The sequence below is a fragment of the Bradyrhizobium sp. USDA 10063 genome (assembly GCF_054063735.1).
Genome location: NZ_JBSSGP010000002.1, coordinates 8,643,698 through 8,662,489, shown reverse-complemented (window position 1 = coordinate 8,662,489; position 18,792 = coordinate 8,643,698). Strand labels below are relative to the sequence as shown.

The 18,792-nt window shown below is 59.6% G+C and carries 15 protein-coding genes; 10 read left to right on the top strand and 5 right to left on the bottom strand.

The features are described 5' to 3' along the window. Positions 1 to 1,643 precede the first annotated feature (1,643 nt). Positions 1,644 to 1,934 (bottom strand): DUF1488 family protein, encoded by a 291-nt coding sequence (locus ACVJGD_RS42505; RefSeq protein ID WP_456639650.1) that lies wholly within the window; start codon positions 1,932 to 1,934, stop codon positions 1,644 to 1,646. Between the two features lie 366 nt (positions 1,935 to 2,300). On the opposite strand from ACVJGD_RS42505, the gene ACVJGD_RS42500 reads away from it, so the two are divergent. The 6 genes from ACVJGD_RS42500 to ACVJGD_RS42475 are packed head-to-tail and all read left to right on the top strand — an operon-like array spanning position 2,301 to position 8,043. After that, on the top strand, positions 2,301 to 5,102 hold the full coding sequence (locus tag ACVJGD_RS42500) for a monovalent cation/H+ antiporter subunit A (protein ID WP_456639649.1): 2,802 nt from the start codon (positions 2,301 to 2,303) through the stop codon (positions 5,100 to 5,102). Between the two features lie 5 nt (positions 5,103 to 5,107). Next, the gene (locus tag ACVJGD_RS42495; protein ID WP_456639648.1) at positions 5,108 to 5,434 is read left to right on the top strand and encodes a Na+/H+ antiporter subunit C; all 327 of its coding nucleotides are present in this window, start codon (positions 5,108 to 5,110) and stop codon (positions 5,432 to 5,434) included. Then, positions 5,434 to 6,957 carry a monovalent cation/H+ antiporter subunit D gene (locus tag ACVJGD_RS42490; RefSeq protein WP_456639647.1) on the top strand — a complete coding sequence of 508 codons (1,524 nt, stop codon included), beginning with the start codon at positions 5,434 to 5,436 and terminating at the stop codon, positions 6,955 to 6,957. Before ACVJGD_RS42495 ends, ACVJGD_RS42490 begins: the two co-directional genes overlap by 1 nt. Then, complete coding sequence (locus ACVJGD_RS42485; RefSeq protein ID WP_456639646.1) at positions 6,954 to 7,451, top strand: Na+/H+ antiporter subunit E; 498 nt, start codon at positions 6,954 to 6,956, stop codon at positions 7,449 to 7,451. Before ACVJGD_RS42490 ends, ACVJGD_RS42485 begins: the two co-directional genes overlap by 4 nt. Next, a complete protein-coding gene (locus ACVJGD_RS42480; RefSeq protein ID WP_456639645.1) occupies positions 7,445 to 7,714 on the top strand; it encodes a K+/H+ antiporter subunit F in 270 nt (89 codons plus the stop codon). Before ACVJGD_RS42485 ends, ACVJGD_RS42480 begins: the two co-directional genes overlap by 7 nt. Positions 7,715 to 7,722: 8 nt before the next feature. Continuing rightward, positions 7,723 to 8,043: a Na+/H+ antiporter subunit G gene (locus tag ACVJGD_RS42475; protein ID WP_456639644.1), complete on the top strand. Its 321-nt coding sequence runs from the start codon at positions 7,723 to 7,725 to the stop codon at positions 8,041 to 8,043. A 273-nt stretch (positions 8,044 to 8,316) separates the two neighbouring features. Here the strand turns inward: ACVJGD_RS42475 and ACVJGD_RS42470 are convergent, their stop codons facing one another. From ACVJGD_RS42470 to ACVJGD_RS42455, 4 genes are all read right to left on the bottom strand, one after another. Beyond that, complete coding sequence (locus ACVJGD_RS42470) at positions 8,317 to 9,825, bottom strand: glycosyltransferase (RefSeq protein ID WP_456639643.1); 1,509 nt, start codon at positions 9,823 to 9,825, stop codon at positions 8,317 to 8,319. A gap of 220 nt (positions 9,826 to 10,045) precedes the next feature. Continuing rightward, a complete protein-coding gene (rnk, locus tag ACVJGD_RS42465; protein WP_456639642.1) occupies positions 10,046 to 10,453 on the bottom strand; it encodes a nucleoside diphosphate kinase regulator in 408 nt (135 codons plus the stop codon). A 608-nt stretch (positions 10,454 to 11,061) separates the two neighbouring features. Then, on the bottom strand, positions 11,062 to 12,858 hold the full coding sequence (gene xoxF5 / locus ACVJGD_RS42460; protein WP_456639641.1) for a lanthanide-dependent methanol dehydrogenase XoxF5: 1,797 nt from the start codon (positions 12,856 to 12,858) through the stop codon (positions 11,062 to 11,064). 421 nt (positions 12,859 to 13,279) lie between these two features. Then, positions 13,280 to 14,749, bottom strand: coding sequence for an aminoglycoside phosphotransferase family protein (locus ACVJGD_RS42455; protein WP_456639640.1), 1,470 nt, complete (start codon positions 14,747 to 14,749; stop codon positions 13,280 to 13,282). A 374-nt stretch (positions 14,750 to 15,123) separates the two neighbouring features. Here ACVJGD_RS42455 and ACVJGD_RS42450 point away from each other — a divergent pair, with 374 nt between their 5' ends. The 4 genes from ACVJGD_RS42450 (at position 15,124) to hflC (ending at position 18,763) form a co-directional block, all read left to right on the top strand. Continuing rightward, the gene (locus ACVJGD_RS42450) at positions 15,124 to 16,017 is read left to right on the top strand and encodes a sensor histidine kinase (protein WP_456639639.1); all 894 of its coding nucleotides are present in this window, start codon (positions 15,124 to 15,126) and stop codon (positions 16,015 to 16,017) included. After that, positions 16,014 to 16,610 carry a response regulator gene (locus ACVJGD_RS42445; RefSeq protein ID WP_456639638.1) on the top strand — a complete coding sequence of 199 codons (597 nt, stop codon included), beginning with the start codon at positions 16,014 to 16,016 and terminating at the stop codon, positions 16,608 to 16,610. The genes ACVJGD_RS42450 and ACVJGD_RS42445 overlap by 4 nt, the downstream gene beginning before the upstream one ends. 162 nt (positions 16,611 to 16,772) lie before the next feature. Continuing rightward, positions 16,773 to 17,879 carry an FtsH protease activity modulator HflK gene (gene hflK, locus ACVJGD_RS42440; protein ID WP_456639637.1) on the top strand — a complete coding sequence of 369 codons (1,107 nt, stop codon included), beginning with the start codon at positions 16,773 to 16,775 and terminating at the stop codon, positions 17,877 to 17,879. Then, entirely contained in the window at positions 17,876 to 18,763 is an 888-nt protein-coding gene (gene hflC, locus ACVJGD_RS42435; protein WP_456639636.1) for a protease modulator HflC, read from the top strand. The genes hflK and hflC overlap by 4 nt, the downstream gene beginning before the upstream one ends. The last annotated feature ends 29 nt before the right edge of the window (positions 18,764 to 18,792 follow it).

Below are 18,792 nucleotides of genomic sequence, written 5' to 3'. Positions count from 1 at the left end.
TTTGAGTGAGCACCGGCCCAGCTGCTTACGGGGGCGGGCACACACTTCGCCTTAACATAAGGCACGGATAGCATCCGCGTTCCGGCTGACTGTCCGATACGGTACTCTATGACGGATTCGACGGCTCACATGCTGACATGAACGATTGCTCATCTCGGAAGCCTTTTCTCCGGACCTGAAAGCGATAACCGAGCCATGGACGGTGTTTGGCCGACACAGCCCGTGCAGATATGCAAGGCCGCCGGGTGGCTCGGCATAATCGTCAAGGTTAGCCGCAGGAGGAGAAGACGGTCTGCCCTTGCTTCGGACCCAGAACGGCAGGCAATGCGTTGCCGCCGTTTTGTGACACATTGCTCTTAGATCAGTGCGGTCAACCGGCGCCGATCGGCTGCTAACCTCCAGTGCTCAACGTCAACGCCACGATCTGATTTGAGCTCAAGTCGTGATGCGGATGCGCGCACCGCGCAACGCGCAATGCCTAGCGCCCAACGATCATTACAACTGTACGATTCCGGACAAACATCAGAAACGCAGCAAGGAACAGCCGGAACGCGAAATTCCTATACTAGAGCTAGATGTTTGCTCGCCGCACTTACAGATGAGCTTCCTGCGTTCTTCGCATTCGCTCTCGCGCCTGATCATTGGCGCCTGATCTCTGTGACGGTCAGCCAGCGCGGCGCACAGAGGTAGATCGATGGAAAGGACCAAAAGCACGGGCCGCTGCGGGCGCAATGCCATCAGTGCTCTCTTGCACACACAACCAGGTGCTGAGTGAACGATCGACATAGTTTAAGACTCATCGTGCGTTACAGATGCTCTCGAAAGGATAGTTGCCCCCATTCACGGAGTGCGGAGACCGAATTATGCAATTAATCCTCAACCTTCTATGGAGGCAATCGTGCAGAAAGTACCTGATCGCAATGGGTCAGCCGGAAGTTGCCGCGAGGATCGTTCATTGAAGTCCAATAACAGCGAGCGCAGAGACAAGCATCGGCCGGCATCTTCTTATCGGCCGCCCTTCCGTTGGAACGCACCAACGGTTGCAGCTAGGAACGCACCGTCTGCGCCACTCCGGCTTTCGAATTGCGGTTTCGCGCGGTGCTCTCGGCAACTTCGTCCGGTTCTAGAGGCAAGCCACCAGCATCGGAACACGATTGCCCCATTCTTCTTGTACATCGTCAGAAGAGCGCCTCGCCCCACAACAAACCTATTGGGTGTATGATCACAATCGACGTCAGACAACTTCTGGGCTGTGCCTGAGAGCGCAACCTTGACAGCCTGACCAGCTCGCGAAGTCCGTCTAACCGCAGCAGCGCGCTGCCATGTACGGTAGCGTATGAAGCGTTGCTGCAACTATTTCGTCACAAATCGTTTGAACTACAGCATTCGAAAATGTCCTAAACGTAGGAGGCTTGCAATTTGGCTGTCAAGCGCACCTGATTAATGGGCACGGCAATCCTGCTGCGGCACTGCGGCACATCGCAGCGGCTTCTTGCGCTCGCCGCCATGAGTGACGATCGATCGTCGGATGGTCGATCATCAAGACTTGGCCAAGGGCGACGTGGTACGATGTTGCGACTAGTTCGCTCGGCGTTGGACTGTCCCTGTCACCCTGGATAATCGGATTCGGAAGCATCGTCGTTCTATCGCGGCTTTCGAAAATCGATGCTGCGTAGGACGATGCCGGGCGGCGTTCCCTCCAACTCAGATGCCATATATTTGCTGACGGCGCACGCCTCGATTCGATCGCGCAGCCGCATGAACTGCGCCTCGCGCTGATCCGGCTGCAATCGCGCCAGGCTTCGGCTTTCCAGTTCATCCATAGCGGAGGTCGAGATCGCGCAGGAGATCTCCTTTTCACCGGCAAGCATCGAGAATAGGACGATCATCCTGTCGTATTCGTAGCTGATGAAGCGACCCTGTGTGAGCGTCATGTGATCTCCTCCTTCAACTCTGAACGAATCAGGTCAAGCGCACGCAATCCGGCGAGGATCGATGTCAGAGAAAGTTTGTGAACTGCAACGTTTTCGATAGCCGAGTTCGGGCTGCGAGAATTGGTCGCAGCCAGCCCTGAAGAGTAGCCTTGATTGCCCTCCTTCAGCCTTAGCTGCCATGATGCGGATCAAGTGCGATTGCTCTGCTGGCCCGATCTTAGTGCCAACGAAATCTCATTACCCAACCGTGGGACGCGTCTGATCGGCATCTGGGCACGGCGATCGAAAGTTCGATGCGGCCATGTATCCCATCCGTAAGGCGGCGGTCTTGATTCCGAGCAGCGACCTTTGATGGCATGATGTGCTATGGCCTCCTCTCTCCTGCTCATTGCCGTGCTGTTCATGTTTGCTGCTGTCCCGGTTGTGCCAGCTGCGGCCAGGCTCGGGCGTGCTCACGCGTCGTGGTTCACGGCCACCACGATGCTGGCGGGACTCGTTCTGCTTGCACCATCGGCCTACGGAGTCATGTCCGGAACTGTCGCGGTGGCCACCTGGGCGTGGCTGCCCGAATGGGGGCTCAACGTCGCGTTTCGTCTTGACGGTCTCGGACTTCTGTTCGGGCTGCTGATCCTCGGCATCGGCCTGCTGGTCGTGCTCTATAGCGCTTATTACATGCCGCAAACCGATCGGCTCGGGCGCCTCTTCGCACTTCTGCTTGCCTTCGCTGGCGGCATGCTGGGGGTGGTCCTGTCCGAGAACCTCCTGCTGATGCTGGTGTTCTGGGAGATCACCAGCTTCACCTCTTTCCTTCTCATTGCGTACAAATACGAAGCGCATGACGCGCGCATAGCTGCGCGCATGGCACTCGCGGTGACTGGCGGCGGCGGTCTTGCGCTGCTGGCCGGGCTCCTGCTGCTCGGCCACATCGCCGGAAGTTTTGAGCTCTCGGATGTGCTGGCGCGCGGCTCAGAGATACGGGTCCATCCGCTTTATCCCCTGACGCTGATATTAATTTTGATCGGCGCGTTCACCAAGTCAGCGCAATTTCCGTTTCACTTCTGGCTGCCGAACGCGATGGCTGCACCGACACCGGTGAGTGCATATCTGCATTCGGCAACTATGGTGAAGGCAGGCGTATTCCTGCTGGCGCGCCTCTATCCGGCACTATCAGGCACGGACCTGTGGTTTGGGCTGGTCGGCATCACAGGGGCGGTAACGCTGGTGTACGGTGCCTATCTGGCGATGCTGAAACACGATTTCAAAGGCTTGCTCGCCTACTCCACGGTCAGCCACCTGGGGCTGATTACACTGCTGTTCGGCCTCGATACACCGTTAAGTGCCGTCGCAGGCGTGTTCCACATCATCAATCACGCGGTATTCAAAGCGTCGCTGTTCATGGCCGCCGGTATCATCGATCACGAATGCGGCACGCGGGACATGCGTCGCATCAATGGCCTGTTCAAATACATGCCGTACACCGCGATGCTCGGGATTGTCGCGGCGGGATCGATGGCGGGCGCACCTCTGCTGAACGGATTCCTCAGCAAGGAGATGTTCTTCGCCGAGACCATCGAGCATTCTCCGCCGGAGATCGGTCTGTTGCCGATCTTTGCGACCGCTGCTGCCGCGCTGACAGTTGCTTATTCGATCCGCTTCGTCCACGACGTATTCTTCAATGGCGAGCCGGTTGACCTGCCCCGCTCGCCGCACGAGCCGGTGCGCTGGATGCGCCTTCCGATCGACATTCTTGTCCTACTTTGCGTCGTTGTCGGCATCGTGCCCCAATGGTCAGTTGGCCCACTGCTCCATGCCGCAGCAGGCGCGGTCTTGCCGGGTCGAGTTCCCGACTACACTCTGGCTCTTTGGCATGGCTTCACTCCGCCTTTGGCGATGAGCATTGCCGCCTTCGTCGCTGGCATCATCTATTATCTTAACCGACGATTCCTGTTCACGCTGCACGAGCGCTACGTTCCCAGGCTGCCGACTGCGGTGGCGTTCGAGCGCGTATATCGCTGGACGACCCGGGAGGCCGCCCGGGCCGTGGCGGTGTGGGACAATCGTTCCTTGCAGCGCTACATAGCGGGGTTTTTGGTCTTCGCCTTGTCACTGTCGGCGTGGGCCTATTGGACCAGCCCGACGCTAGGCCCGCCGGAAACGCATTCCGGCACACCCGCGAGCGCGGTGACACTCGCCGGCCTGATGGCGCTCGCCTTCGGCAGTTTTGGAGCTGCGGCACTCCATCGCCAACGCATCCTGGCGATCATCTTGTTAAGCGTGGTCGGCCTCGTCGTCTCGATGACTTTCGTGCTCTTCTCGGCACCGGACCTGGCGCTGACGCAGCTCTCGGTCGAGGTGGCGACGATCGCGCTGCTGCTCCTGGCCCTACGCTTCCTTCCGGCAAACGGCGCAGACACACCGTCAAGGCTGCGCCGCGCGCGCGACATGGGGATCGCTGTTATCGCCGGCAGCGGTGTAACGGCATTGACCTATGCCATGCTCACTCGGCCCTTCAAGACCATATCGACGTTCTATCTCGACAATGCCGTCTCCGGCGGCGGAGGGACGAATGTCGTCAATGTGATCCTGGTTGACTTCCGCGGCTTCGATACGCTCGGCGAGATCACCGTGCTCGCCATGGCCGCGCTCGGCCTGCAAGCTCTCCTCGCCGGGCTTCGCCTAGTCCCGCACGCCGCACGGGCAGCGTCGGATGCGGATCGGCGTCCGATCATGCTGGCGATGCTGGTCCAACCGCTGCTGCCGCTCACGCTTGTGGTCTCGCTCTACCTCCTGCTCAGAGGGCACAATTTGCCAGGCGGCGGCTTCATCGCCGGGCTAGTCACTGCCGTTGCTTTGATCCTGCAATATGTCGCGAGCGGAATCGATTTCGCCGCCCCTCGGCTGCGCTTCGTGCCCTGCAACCTGCTCGCTGCCGGGCTTGCGATCGCGGCAGGAGCCGGCGCAGCAAGCTGGGCATTTGGTGCGTCGTTCCTCACGAGCACGCACCGCCACGTCGATCTTCCGCTCATTGGAGACGTCGGGCTAGGCTCGGCGATGGTATTCGACATAGGCGTGTACGTTGTGGTCGTGGCGGCCACGCTGCTGGTGCTCACCGAGCTCGGGAGTCTAAGCCGGCGCGAGCTGGGTGGCGCGAACGTCAAAGACGGATAGACATCATGGAACTCGCGACCGGCATCGGGATTCTCACGTCCACGGGCGTCTACCTTCTGTTGAGGGAGCGCACCTTTTCGGTGATCCTCGGCCTTGCCCTCCTGTCCTATGCGGTCAATCTGTTGCTGTTCGTGAGCGGTCGCGTTCTCGCCAACGCACCGCTGCTCATCGTTGCAGGGATCGAGCATCACACCGATCCGCTTCCCCAAGCTCTGGTACTGACTGCCATCGTGATCGGCTTCGGCATGACGGCTTATCTGGTGGCGCTTGCATTGCGGGCAAAAGGTGAAAGCGGCAGCGATCACGTGGATGCGGAAACGGATCAGTTATAATGCACATGATGATACTTCCCATCGTGCTGCCGCTCGCCGCCGCGATCGCTTGTCTGGCCCTGCCTCGCTCGACCATCCAGGCGCAGCGCCTGGTTTCACTGCTTGTCGCGCTCATCATGATTCCCATCGCTGCGTATCTGCTGCACCGGGCGAGCCATGGCGGCGTTGACGTTTACTCGCTGGGAGGTTGGCGCGCACCGTTCGGGATCGCACTGGTGCTTGATCGTCTTGGCGCTCTCATGATGCTGTTGTGCGCCGTACTGGCGCTCCCGGTGCTCCTTTACGCGGCCGATCGCGACGACGCTGCGGGCAGTCATTTCCATCCATTATTCCAGTTGCAGCTCGCCGGGATCAACGGTGCATTCCTGACGGGGGATCTATTCAACCTGTTCGTGTTCTTCGAGGTGCTGCTGCTTGCCTCCTACTGCCTTTTGATGCACGGCAACGGTCTTGCACGATCACGCGCCGGCATTGCTTACGTGGTACTGAACCTGGTGGGCTCCGCGCTATTCCTGGTCGGGCTTGCCCTGCTCTACGGCACGCTGGGAACCTTGAATCTTGCGGATGTGGCGCAGCTGCTGCCAGGCATGGACACCGCCGATCAGGGACTGGTTCGCGCCGCAGCGGCCTTGTTGCTGTCAGTCTTCGCTTTGAAGGCAGCGCTGCTTCCGCTCTCATTCTGGCTGCCGCATGTTTACAGTGCGGCAACTGCACCGGCCGCCGCGTTGTTCGCCATCATGACCAAGGTCGGCGTCTATGCCATTCTCCGCGTGGCCGAGACCGGCTTCTCAGCCGCGCCACTCACGTCCGATCTGCTTCAGCCATGGCTGACGCCGCTGGCGATCGCGACGATCATCGCCGGCACGATCGGTGCACTTGCCGCGCAGCGGCTTGCTGGCATTGTCGCCAACCTCGTCCTCGTCTCCACCGGCACACTACTCTGCGCTGTCGCGGTGGATGCGCGGGAGGCCATCGCGGCGGGACTCTATTATCTGGTCCATACCACTTTGGTATCGGCCGCCTTTTTCCTGCTCGCCGGCCACATCGCTGTGCTGCGCGGTAAAGCCGGGGATCTCCTCGGCCCTGGCCCCGCTCCGAGCAACGCTGTGGTATTGGGCGGTGCTTACCTCCTTCTCTCGGTCACTATCTGCGGTGCGCCGCCGTTCTCCGGGTTCATCGGCAAGATCATGATCATGCAAGCGCTCATGTTCACGCCGATGGCGGCCGCCGTCTGGGTGGCGCTGCTTCTGTCCAGCTTGTTGCCCGCGCTCGTCCTGGCGCGGGCGGCGAGCACGTTGTTCTGGGAGCCCGGCGATGCCGGGCCTACCGAGGAAAAATCACAAGTGGGACTGAGTGGTGTAGCGGTGGGTCTCTTGCTGCTCGCCAGCATCACCGTTGCGGTGTTGGCAGCTCCGATCGCCAAATATGCGCAGGCCACGGCGCAACAGCTCGGTTCGCCGCAACTATACATCCAGAGCGTGCTTGGCTACGATCGCCACATCGAACGAAAGGACCGCCCATGAACGCCTTTCGGCTCCTGTTGCCGTACCCAGTTCTCAGTATTGTAGTGTTGGCATTGTGGCTGATGCTCGCGCAGACCATCAGCGCCGGCCATGTCCTTCTCGGCCTCGCAGCGGCATTTACCATTCCGAGGCTGACGCAGGCATTCTGGCCGCAACGACCCACTTTAGCGCATCCGTTGACGGCTCTGCATCTGTTCGCCGCCTTCAGCTACGATATTGTGGCGGCGAATCTTGCGGTCGCACGGCGCGTAATCGGCCCGCTTGATCGCCTACGCCCGTCCTTCATTGAGGTGCCGCTCGACCTCCGCGACACATTCGTGGCGACGCTGCTTGGCAGCATGATCTCGCTTACGCCCGGTACGGTCTCCGTCGACATCGACCGTAAGCGCTGGGTTCTCTTGGTCCATGGGCTCGACCTGGAAGATGCACCGGCGCTCGTCCGTAACATCAAGGAACGTTACGAAACACCACTGCGGGAGATCTTCTCATGCTGAACATCGCGGTAGTTGCCGCCCTTTCCATGGTCATGGCCGCAATGGCGCTGAACCTGTGGCGGCTCGCATGCGGACCTGGGATCGCCGACCGGATTCTCGCGCTGGATACGCTCGCCATCAATGCCATAGCCCTTGTCATCCTCTTCGATATCGTTTTCGGAAACGCGATCTCGTTCGAAGCCGCACTGCTCCTCGCAATGATGGGCTTCGTGGGAACGGCCGCATTGTGCAAGTTTTACTTGACTGGCGACTTGATCGAATAGGAGATGCCATGCTGATCGAACTCGTCACATCCGCGCTGGTGCTGATCGGCGGCGCGTTCGCGCTGCTCGGCTCCGTTGGGCTCGCACGCCTGCCCGACCTGTTCACACGCCTGCACGGCCCTACCAAGGCGACCACACTCGGAGTCGGGGCAATGGTGATCGGATCCTTGGTCCATTTCAACGCAAATGGGGTATTCACGCTTCGCGAACTGACAATCATATTGTTCTTGTTCATAACAGCGCCGGTCAGCGCCCACATGATATCCAAGGCGGCTCTGAAGGAGAGCAGCCGGAGCCGGAACGCCGACCAAAATGCGTCGGGGAGGTAGCGGCGCTTTGAAGCATTGCGGCCGTGACGAGGAACGACGGGCGTTGAGTTGATAAGCGAGGCTTGGAACCACCGGTCGGGACGCCTGTGCGCAGGGGCTGTCCGCGCAGTGACGCCTGAGACAGGCAGTCAAGGCTCGGCTACGAGGGCCAGAAGCCCGGCCGACCGGCCACCGCGGCCAAAAATCGAGATCTCCGGATAATCGGCTCGGTCATAAGGGACCGCAACGCAGTGCGATATGCACGATCGAAAGACGAGCGAAAGCCGTGATTGATCATTCGGGAGCAAGGACCGGTCCACCGGATCGAGGTGCGGACGCAACCTGCGCCAGGAGCAGCAGCCAACGCCGTGCCTCGTTGAAGATCAGGAACTCGCGGCTCACGCGGTCACGCGCATTTCGCCCCCAGACCTCACGCTCCTTGTCATCTGCGAGCATCGCATCGAGCGTGTCTGCGACCGCCTGGGCGTTCCCGGGATCCTCCACGAGACGGCCCGTAGTTCCATCGACTAGCTGAGCCCGAATTCCGGCCGCTGCACCTCCCATCACTGGACGGGCCTTCCACATTGCCTCGGCGACCGTGAGACCAAAGCCTTCACGAACTGAGTTTTGCACCACGACCGTTGAGCAACGCTGTAAGGCATTGACCATTAGCGCGTTTTCCTTCACCGAGGCCAAAGGCAGCTTTAGAATTGCGATTTCATGCTGGAGTTCAGGCGGCAAGGTGCTCCATCGCTCGCATAACTCGGTTAATACGTCCAAAGCCTCGGGATCATCCTGTACACCTTCCGGCTCAGGACCGGCGAGGACCAGCCTCGCGTGATCAATGGAGAGCTGGTGCCGCTCGCTCCGAGCCCGTGCAGGCTTTCCTCTCTTGAGGAGCAGGAAAGCATCCAGCAACGGGCCGAAGCCCTTCAGCCGGTCCCATCGAGAGATCTGGGTCAGTATGGGACGGAAGAGCAGCCCTAGGTCCTCCGGGAACACCGCAGACTTGAAGCTCCCATCGACCTGGAGCCGTAGTGCCGGCGCCTCGAACGGCGGAGTGAGCACCGGATGCATCGTCGCAGCCAAGGCGGCGTCGATCAGGATGCCCGATGTCTTAGGCACCGAGATTTCGCGGTTCTTGTGAGTCAGCGGGTCTATCCCCGGCGGGATGACCGCTGCCTTCCCTGAGAGAAAAGAAGGTACGTATGCGTCCAGCGTGAAGATGCTGCGGTCGTAAGCGAGGACATCGGCCTTCAGAAACTGCCAGGCCTCTTCACTCACAGGTACGGTCTGGTCGAAACCGACGTGACACCGCCAAAGCGTGGGCAGACTGCGCTTCGCTTTTAGGCGGGCACCCATTCCAAGCGGCTGTGGGTCATGAACGATCAAGATGTCGTCGAAGCCGATCTCGCTGGCGAACTCATCGGCAAGCCGGCTGCTCACACCATCGTAGAGCTCACGATCCCGTCTGCCAAGGCCGGCGTTGCCCACGCCGTGCAGCTGGTTATGGATGCGCTTTGTCAATGCGAAGAACGCCGGGTCCGGGCTGTGGATAACGCGCCATTCCACAGAGAGTCCGAGTTGTCGCATCAAGGAAACGACACGGGGCAGGCCCTCGGCCACGCCACCTCCCTGCCTCGTCGAACTGACCATCCATATCCTGCGGCCGGTCAGTCGTGGCACGGAAACTCGTGCGGCGGATTCGAGATCCGCAACCTGCGAGGTCAGGTAGTTATACTCGGCGTAGTCTTCGAGGCGGTAGCCACGCTCAACTTCGACGGATTCAATATGGACGTTCATTCTCTCTCCATCGCGGTGAATTGCCGCCAGCCGCAGCAGCCTGAAAGAAGCGAGCTTGTGCGCATGACGGAACACGCTGCAGCCGCTTGAACGCCCGCCGGTATCACATGAGCAGCCGTGCGAGATATAGGAGGCCGATCAACGCAACAGTCACGCAAATCACAGTCAGCCCGGCCCCGCTTGGAGAAATCTCGCGCATGGTGGGATTGTTTCCCGCGCTTCAGTGCGAAACGCCGAGAACGGTCAGCGTTCGCGTTTGCTGGCCTGGCGTCTCGAATTCGATCGTCTGGCCGACCGATAGGCCGATCAGCGCAGCACCGACGGGCGTAAGGACAGAGATGCGTCTGCGCATGATGTCGGCTTCATGCGGATAGACCAATACCACCTCCTTAAGCTCACCCGTGCTTTCGTCGCAATAGCTGACGCGGGACCCCATCCGGACCACACCCTTCAGGTCGGCATCGTCCGGCACGACGGTCGCGCGGTCCATCTCGCGCGCGAGGAAATGCGCCACGGCCGGGAAGCGGCCCATGGTGGACTTGGCAAGCACGCTCAACCGTCGCATTTCGTCGGTTGTGACCAGGATGGGCGGCAGTTCGGGTTTGGTTGTGCACTTCTTGTTGCTCATTACCTCACCGGTGCGGTTAGGCGGCGGTCGGACCTGGATGGTCCCCGGGATCATCGTTAACGAACACGGCGGCACGTCCAGTCGATCTGCTGGTAGTCGTCGATGGCCGCGCAAGTGCCTCCTGATCGCTTGCAAGCGCTTCATAGGCGCAAGCAAGATCAAGATAACCCTGGCGCGCCTGCGTTTGCGTTCATCATCTCCATCTCCGCGATGACCCGACACTCTCCGGCGAAATTTCTTCGCCGTGCAGCGCGATCGATAAAGTTCCATAACGTGCTAGCGCTGCCCCTCGATGTCACGTACTGGGCGAGTCTGGAGCATCGCGCCGATCCACCCAAGCGTCCGGATGCAGCCAGCATCCTATTCCCGCCCAGTGCGCTCATACCTAAGCGCAGGCGGGCGTTGGTTTGCGATCTACCAGCTTTTGTCATGGCGGTGGCATTCTACAAAAACGAGTCCAGTCGACAGCATAGTTGATGGCCGGTGCACCAGCGCGATTACGTAACGAGCGGTGACAGCAACTCCAACGCCGCGGGTGTGCGGCCAGGAAATCGACGGCTGGCATGGCCGGCGTACCATGCCAGGGTCGCTTTGTTGCTGGCTCAGCCTTAAGGCAGCGAGAACACGGTGAGCTGACCTCCAAGCGCCGTATAATCATGGAGAGCGGCATAGCCGCCGACGGCACCCAGTCCCGCGGTCGGTTCGGTCAGACCCGCCGCAAGCCCGATACCGGCCCAACCACCCACTCCGGAGAGAACCGCGACGTACTGCTTGCCGTTGTGCTCGTAAGTCGTCACGTTACCGATAATACCTGAAGGCGTCTTGAACTTGTAAAGCTCCTTGCCGGTCTTGGCATCGACAGCCTTGAGATAACCTTCGAGGGTTCCGTAGAACGCGACGTTGCCTGCGGTTGCCAGTGCGCCCGACCAGACCGAAAACTGCTCCTTGTTCGACCAGACGATCTTGCCGGTGCGGGCGTCCCAGGCAATGAAGTTGCCCATGTGGTTCTCGCCTGGTGGCGGATACATCGACAGCGTCGCCCCGACATACGGTTGCCCAGCCGTGTACTTCACCTTGAATGGCTCGTAATCCATGCAGACGTGGTTCGTCGGTACGTAAAACAGGCCGGTATCCGGCGAGAATGCAGCGGGCTGCTGGTCCTTTGTTCCCAGCGCAGCCGGACAGATCCCTCTCACATTGACGTCCTCTTTCTGAGTCGAATACTTCGGGTCGAGGATAGGGCGACCATAGGTCCGCGAGTTCTTATCCATGTCGATCTTCGTCGCCCAGTTGACTGCGGGATCATACTTTTCGGCCACGAGGAGTTCGCCATTGCTGCGGTCAAGCGTATACGCAAAGCCGTTTCGATCGAAGTGAACAAGTAGCTTCCGCGGTGTACCGCCGACGGCCTGGTCGACGAGGATCATTTCGTTGACACCGTCGTAGTCCCACTCGTCGTGTGGCGTCATCTGGTACACCCACCTGGCCATTCCGCTGTCGACATCACGTGCAAAGATCGTCATTGACCATTTGTTGTCGCCCGGCCGCTGGCTCGGATTCCATGTCCCGGGATTGGCGGAGCCATAGTAGACCAGGTTGAGTTCTGGATCATGGGAGTACCATCCCCAGGTCGTGGATCCGCCGATCTTCCACTGGTCACCTTCCCAGCTTTTGAGACTGGAGTCGCTGCCGACGGGCTTCCCGAGCTCTGTGGTCTTCTGCGGATCAATCAGCATCTCGCTATCGGGTCCGACCGAATATGCACGCCATACCTGCTTGCCGCTCTTCATGTCATACGCCGTCATCGAGCCGCGAACCCCGAATTCGCCGCCGGAATTGCCGACGAACACCTTGTCCTTGACTACCATCGGAGCCGAAGTGCCGGTCTCCCCCTTCGACGTGTCGCCGTTCTTGACTGACCAAGCCACCTTGCCGGTCTTCGCATCCAAAGCGACCAGCGTGGTGTCAGCCTGATAGAGAAATATCTTACCGTCGCCGTAGGCCACTCCGCGATTGACGGTGTCGCAGCACATGATGGGGATTACATTGGGATCCTGCTTTGGCTCGTACTTCCAGAGGATTCTCCCATCGTTCTTCAAATCGAGCGCAAAGACCGGATTTGGAAACGGACCATGGACATACAGAACGTCGCCAATCACCAGTGGTCCGCCTTCGTGTCCACGTAGAACGCCAGTCGAAAACGTCCAAGCCACCTGCAGTTTGCCTACATTGTCGGAAGTGATCTGCTTGAGTTGTGAATAGCGATGGTTGGCATAGTTGCCCGTTGGCATCGCCCATTCTTTCGGGTTCTGCGCCATCTTGATGAGTTCGTCGTTGGCATTTGCCGCGTCAGCGGCCAGCATTGCGGCAGCACTGAAGCAGAGCTTTGACAGAAGTTCGCGCATCACAGTCCTCCCTGTCATACTCGTAAAGCGAGCCAGCCACTGCACGGCAGCACCACGAATCGCAAGAGCTGTCACCGCGTAGCTGACACTTGTTGTTACGGTAGTTGCGTTACCGCGATTTTCGGGATTCGGGCAGACGCTTGTTTGTCGCGCGACAATTTCGTCCAACTACACGTTCGAGGTTCTTCAGTCGTTATCGTCCTGCCGATGCAGCGAGGTACTGCATTGATCATCTACGTGGCATAGCACTGCATCCTACAGCCGATGTTTCAGGCAGTTGTTCCGGACTCCTGCAATTGAGACTCGTCCGAGGGTAATTCAACTGGCTAATTCACGTTCGCTGCTCCCTGTTCTGTTCCATGCGTGGCACGAAGCGACCGCGAATTCGTAGAACAGCTCAGAGCGTCCTGACTATCACGCATCAACTCCAGCAAGAGTCGGCCCTCCGAATGATGCGAAGCCAGGCGAGCGCCAGCCTAACTGCTGACGAGCGACGCCGCGACCCGTCGTCAGCATTAGCGGCGACACGTAGATGGTGCGCCAATGCTCCGGACAGCGCATTCGAGCATCCTGCAAGCCAGTACGCATTCTGAATGCTCGGAGTTAACTTTCGCTCCATACCAAGGGCGGCCAGATAGTCGGCGAATAGACTGTCGTGACGGCACCGGATCTCGGGCGCCCAAACGCCCAGTGTTTGAAGCCATGAACTGACGTCCTCCAATGGAGAGCCGACACGGGCTCGCCCCCAATCCAGAAGTATCGGTTCGACGACAGACGCACGGCGCCGCGCGAGTGCATTTCCGGTATGAAGGTCACCGTGGATTGGCCGAGCTGAAAGCGGCCCCCCCGACAACAGCTCACACCGGAGCTTCGCATGCGCCAGCGCCATACGCCTGACTGGCGGAATGTCACGAGTGAACATCGCAAGAGCTGGAACGTTCCGCGAGCGTTCAAGTGCGTCCAGCGTCTCCAGCGCCGCTCGTTCTAGATCCGCATCATAGTTCCAGAACGGGCAGTGATCGTCGCTACCGGTAGCGGCGACATGAAAACGGGCCATCCGCGTCAGAAGCTCCCGACTGAGCGAAACGTCGGCCCATGGCCAAGCGCTTGCCCGGCGGACCGCTTCAAGACAGAGATAAACGTGGTGTTGGTCGAATCGGATGATCCTTAGGAGCCGCGGGCAACTCTCTGCGGCAAACCACAGTGCGAGCCGCTCATAGATATCCGCCTCGCGCATCATCCGGCCCTCGAGTCGCTTCAGGACGAAGCGCACCGAGCGCAAACGGCCGCCGGAGCCGACAACATGCGATGTCACCAAAGCGACGCCAGATTCCAGTCCGCCTCGCATCGCCTTCACTTCGACCTTCTCATCTCGTGAACGCGCGCCAGCAACTTCAGCGAGAAAACCGCAAATGGCTTGCATATCAGAGTCGTGCATGCACGAATGTTGGCAACCTTTGTGAGCACATTCCACTCTAATCGTAAGCTGCCACCAGATATCCGCGCCCCCGCTTGCGCATTCAAGAGCTTTCCAAAGCTTTACACGAGCGACCTGTCCCACTGACTGTACTGAATGGCGCATCATTTTTTCAGGAGCAACTCGCGTTCGAAGAGCTGCAATAGAGACCCATAGGACGGCGTCCGAACTCTGAGGTGCAGACAGACTGAAGGCATGTCGCGCCATTAGGGTGGATCGAAATGCTTGCAACATCGGCCACTGTTCAGCTCCACCGCACACTTCGACCGTGCTGGCCTTGATAACTTTGCCTGGACTGCGCCAGTTGACGGAAACGGTGTTCGATCCCGCGATTTCGCGGTCGACACTGCTGTTCTTATGCAGCCGCCATTGCTCCAAAAAGCCAGCGCTTTGGCCCCATCGGACATGCGGCATCTGGACTTCCCGGAGCTCGTATTCGCACCGGTGCGATCGCCTCTCGTCACGACCCTCTCCCTCTTCCGACTCGCGCCTCGGGAGCAGTACAGTTCCGACCACCGTGACGAGATTGCACATGGTCGCCAGCTTTCATACCTGTTAACCTTATCAGGTGCCCGAGGCGCGCCGCCCCCGGTGCCCCTCTCGCGTCCCACACCTGAGGATTGACGGTGAGGACGAGACCTACTGAATCGCCGCTTCTGCTCGTCAGCAACCGCTCAGTTGAGTTGGCCATTTGGCTGTTGATAGGATCCATTTTCCTCTTCGACATCTGGACACATCCCGAAAATGTATCAGCCTGCTTTGCATACGCGATTCCGATTCTTCTGAGCTTGTTCGAGCTGAAGCCACGGCCATTTCTCTATGCCGCAACGGCGACCGCACTATCAATCGCCGGATCTTTCGCGCTGCCGTTTGGAGATTTGCCATTGGCGGCGGTGCTTGCTAACCGCTTCATTGCCGTCGCCACACAGTGGGTGGTTGCAGTACTGGTCAAGGTGCAGTATCGGCGCCAAGTCGATATGCAGCAGCAAGCCGAATACCAGCGTCGTTTCGTCGCCATCCTCTCGCACGAGATCGGCACCGCCTTAACCACCATCGCGGGCCAGGCATACCGCCTTGCCAGGCTCTCAGATCGGATCTCTCCGAACGACCTGAAAGCACGCGCCGAAAAGATCCGGGGCGCTGCGGAGCGCATCGAGGGAATCGTGGGGCGGGTTCAATTCGCATCCTCGCTGGGCGACGGTACGATCCCGATTGGACGGCGGACGACCGATCTCCGGCTACTGCTCGCCACGCTTCTGGACCAGCTCAGGGAGGAACAACGATACGGCAGTATCGAATTGCATGCTTCGTCCGAAAGCCTGTTCGTTGAAGGCGACGAAATGCTGCTTCGACAATTGTTCGAGAACGTCGTCCTCAACTGCATCAAGTACTGCCGCTCATCCGATGCATCGATTTCGGTCGATATAGGCTCCCGTGCCAGCGTGGTTCGCGTCTCGATCGCAGACCGGGGCGGCGGCATCGCACCCGACGAACTGCCGAGGGTGCGGGAACCCTATTACCGCGGAAAAAACAGCAAAGGGACCAGCGGAGCCGGCCTCGGCCTCTATTTCGTCGAACGCATCGTCGACGCGCATGGCGGCCGACTTTTCATCGAAAGCGACCTCGGCAAGGGCACGCAGGTCATCATCGACCTTCCGCAAAGCAGGGATGCCACGCCGTGACAAGACGCCGGCCGCGAATCCTGTGCATCGAGGACGATCCCGCAACCGTGGACCTGCTGGTGGAGGTTCTGGAAGACGAGGGATTCGAGACCGTTGTCGCAATGGACGGCATCGAGGGTATCAGACGGTTCTCTACTCAACCGGATCTCATCCTGTGCGATATAGACATGCCGCACATGACGGGATTCGAGGTGCTCGGCGCCTTCCGCAAGGACGCGAGCCAGTTGCACAATATTCCCTTCCTGTTCATTACCGCATATGGCGGCCGTGAAACCCACCTGCAGGCGCGCCGACTCGGGTGTGACGACTTCATCGCCAAGCCCCTTGATTTCGAGCTGTTGGTTGAAATCATTCGGAGCCGTCTTGCACAACGTTCGAAGCAGGAGACCGTCGACTTTCTGCTGACCGAGCGAGAAATCGAAGCGTTGACCTGGGTGGCGAAAGGGAAATCGTCCACCGATATTGCGGTGCTCATGAACGTGAGCGAACGGACCGTCAATTTTCACGTGAATAACGTGATCCGCAAGCTCGGCGTGGCGACGAGAGTGCAGGCGGCGATCCGTTGCGCATTGCTGGGGCTCATCGAAACTTGAACACTGCGCAGCTCTGATGGCGCAGCCCTCCTGCGCTGACCGAGCGCTGCCGCGTCATTGCACCACACTGTCAATCTTTACAGTTGGTTCTGTTCAAAGCCCTGCTCAAATTCCCGATGAACTAGTTGGAGGCGAATGACCGCTGCCCGCGGAGGATCGACCATGCCGACCGGACCTTGGGGCTCTCCGCCCCCACGATGGGATCATCAACCGCCGGATCTGGAGGAATACATCCGACGGATCCAGGAACGGATCAAACGGCGGTACTCAGGCGGCAATCTCGGCGGCAGAGGGCTCTTTTTGCTCGCCCTGGCGTGCGTCTTCGTATGGGCCGCCTCGGGCTTCTTCCGCGTCCAAGCCGATGAGCACGGCGTGGTTCTGCGGTTCGGAAAGATGGACCGGCTGGTTCAGCCGGGACTGAATTATCATTTGCCCTATCCCATCGAGCAAGCGATGACGCCGAAGGTCACGCGCGTGAACCGGATCGATGTCGGAATGCGTCTTGCCGGCGACACGCGCCGCGTCGCCGTCGGCGAAGAAGTTCCGGAAGAGGGTTTGATGCTGACGGGCGACGAAAACATCGTCGACATCAACTTCTCCGTGTTTTGGCGCGTCAACCCCGAACGAGGCGGCACGACTGACTATCTCTTCAACGTGCGCAATCAGGAAGGCACGGTGAAGGCGGTAGCGGAGAGTGCGATGCGCGAGGTGATCGGACGTTCGTTGTTGCAACCGATTTTGACCGAGGGTCGTCAGATCGCTGAAACCAGCGTTCACGAACTCATGCAGTCCACCCTCGATCAGTATGGCGCCGGCATTCTGGTCACGCAGGTGCAATTGCAAAAGGCCGATCCGCCCCAGCAGGTGATCGACGCCTTCCGCGACGTGCAGGCCGCGCGCGCCGATGCCGAGCGGATCCAAAACCAGGCGCAAGCTTACGCCAATCGCGTTGTCCCCGAGGCACGCGGCCAGGTGGCGCAGATCGTTCAGGCGGCCGAGGCGTACCGCGAGCAAGCGGTCGTCGAAGCAAAGGGCCAGGCAGCGAGGTTTCTTCAGGTCTATGGCGAGTACGTAAAGGCCCCCGTGGTCACGCGACGGCGCCTGCACATCGAGACAATGGAACGTCTGTTCTCCGGTAAGGACAAGATCATCATAGATGCCGAAGTCGGCGGCAGCGGGGTGGTGCCATACCTGCCGCTGAACGAGTTGACAAGGCAAGCACGGCGCTCGACGGCGGCTGATGTCAGGGGCAAAGGGGAATCGCAATGATCCATGCCGTCATTGCCTTCGCCGTTCTTGCCGCCGTGGCCGCGTACAGCGCCCTTTTCAGCGTCCATCAGACCGAGCAAGCGCTGCTACTACGATTCGGAGAGCCGGTTCGAGTGATCATGGAGCCTGGTCTCAATACCAAGTGGCCATTCATCGATCGGGTTGTGACGATCGACCGCAGGGTTCTGGATCTGGAGGCTCCCGTTCAGGAAGTGATTGCATCCGATCAAAAGCGCCTCATCGTTGACGCGTTTGTTCGCTATCGCATTCGCGACCCGCTCAAGTTCTATCAAACGGTCAGCACGCTTGAGGGCGCCAATTCGCGGCTCTCCACATTTGTGATCTCGACGCTGCGCCGAGTGCTCGGCGAATCCAGCTTCATACAGGTCGTTCGTGAGGAGCGTTCGCAACTGACGGCGCGCATGCGCGAACAGGTCGATCGAGAGGCGGCGGCCCTGGGCATTTCTGTCGTAGATCTACGCATCCGGCGCGCTGACCTGCCGGAGCAGAACAGTCAAGCCATTTACCAGCGCATGCAAACCGAGCGCCAGCGGGAAGCTGCGGAGTTCCGCGCGCTCGGCAACCAACGTGCTCAGGAGATCCGTGCGCGCGCAGACCGGGAGGTCACGGTTCTGGTAGCAGAGGCAAACTCCAGGTCAGAGCAGATCAGAGGGCAAGGTGACGCGGAGCGAAACGCGATTTTCGCTGCAGCCTTCGAGCGCGACCAGGATTTCTTCACCTTCTACCGCACGATTCAGGCCTACGAGAAGGGATTTTCCTCCGAGGACACACGCATGCTGCTCAAACCAAACTCGACTTTCTTTCAGTATTTCGGGAACGAAGAAGGCCGGACGAAGCAGGCCAACAGATCAGATGCAGAATAGCATGGTTGTGGACATGCTCACACCGCGCA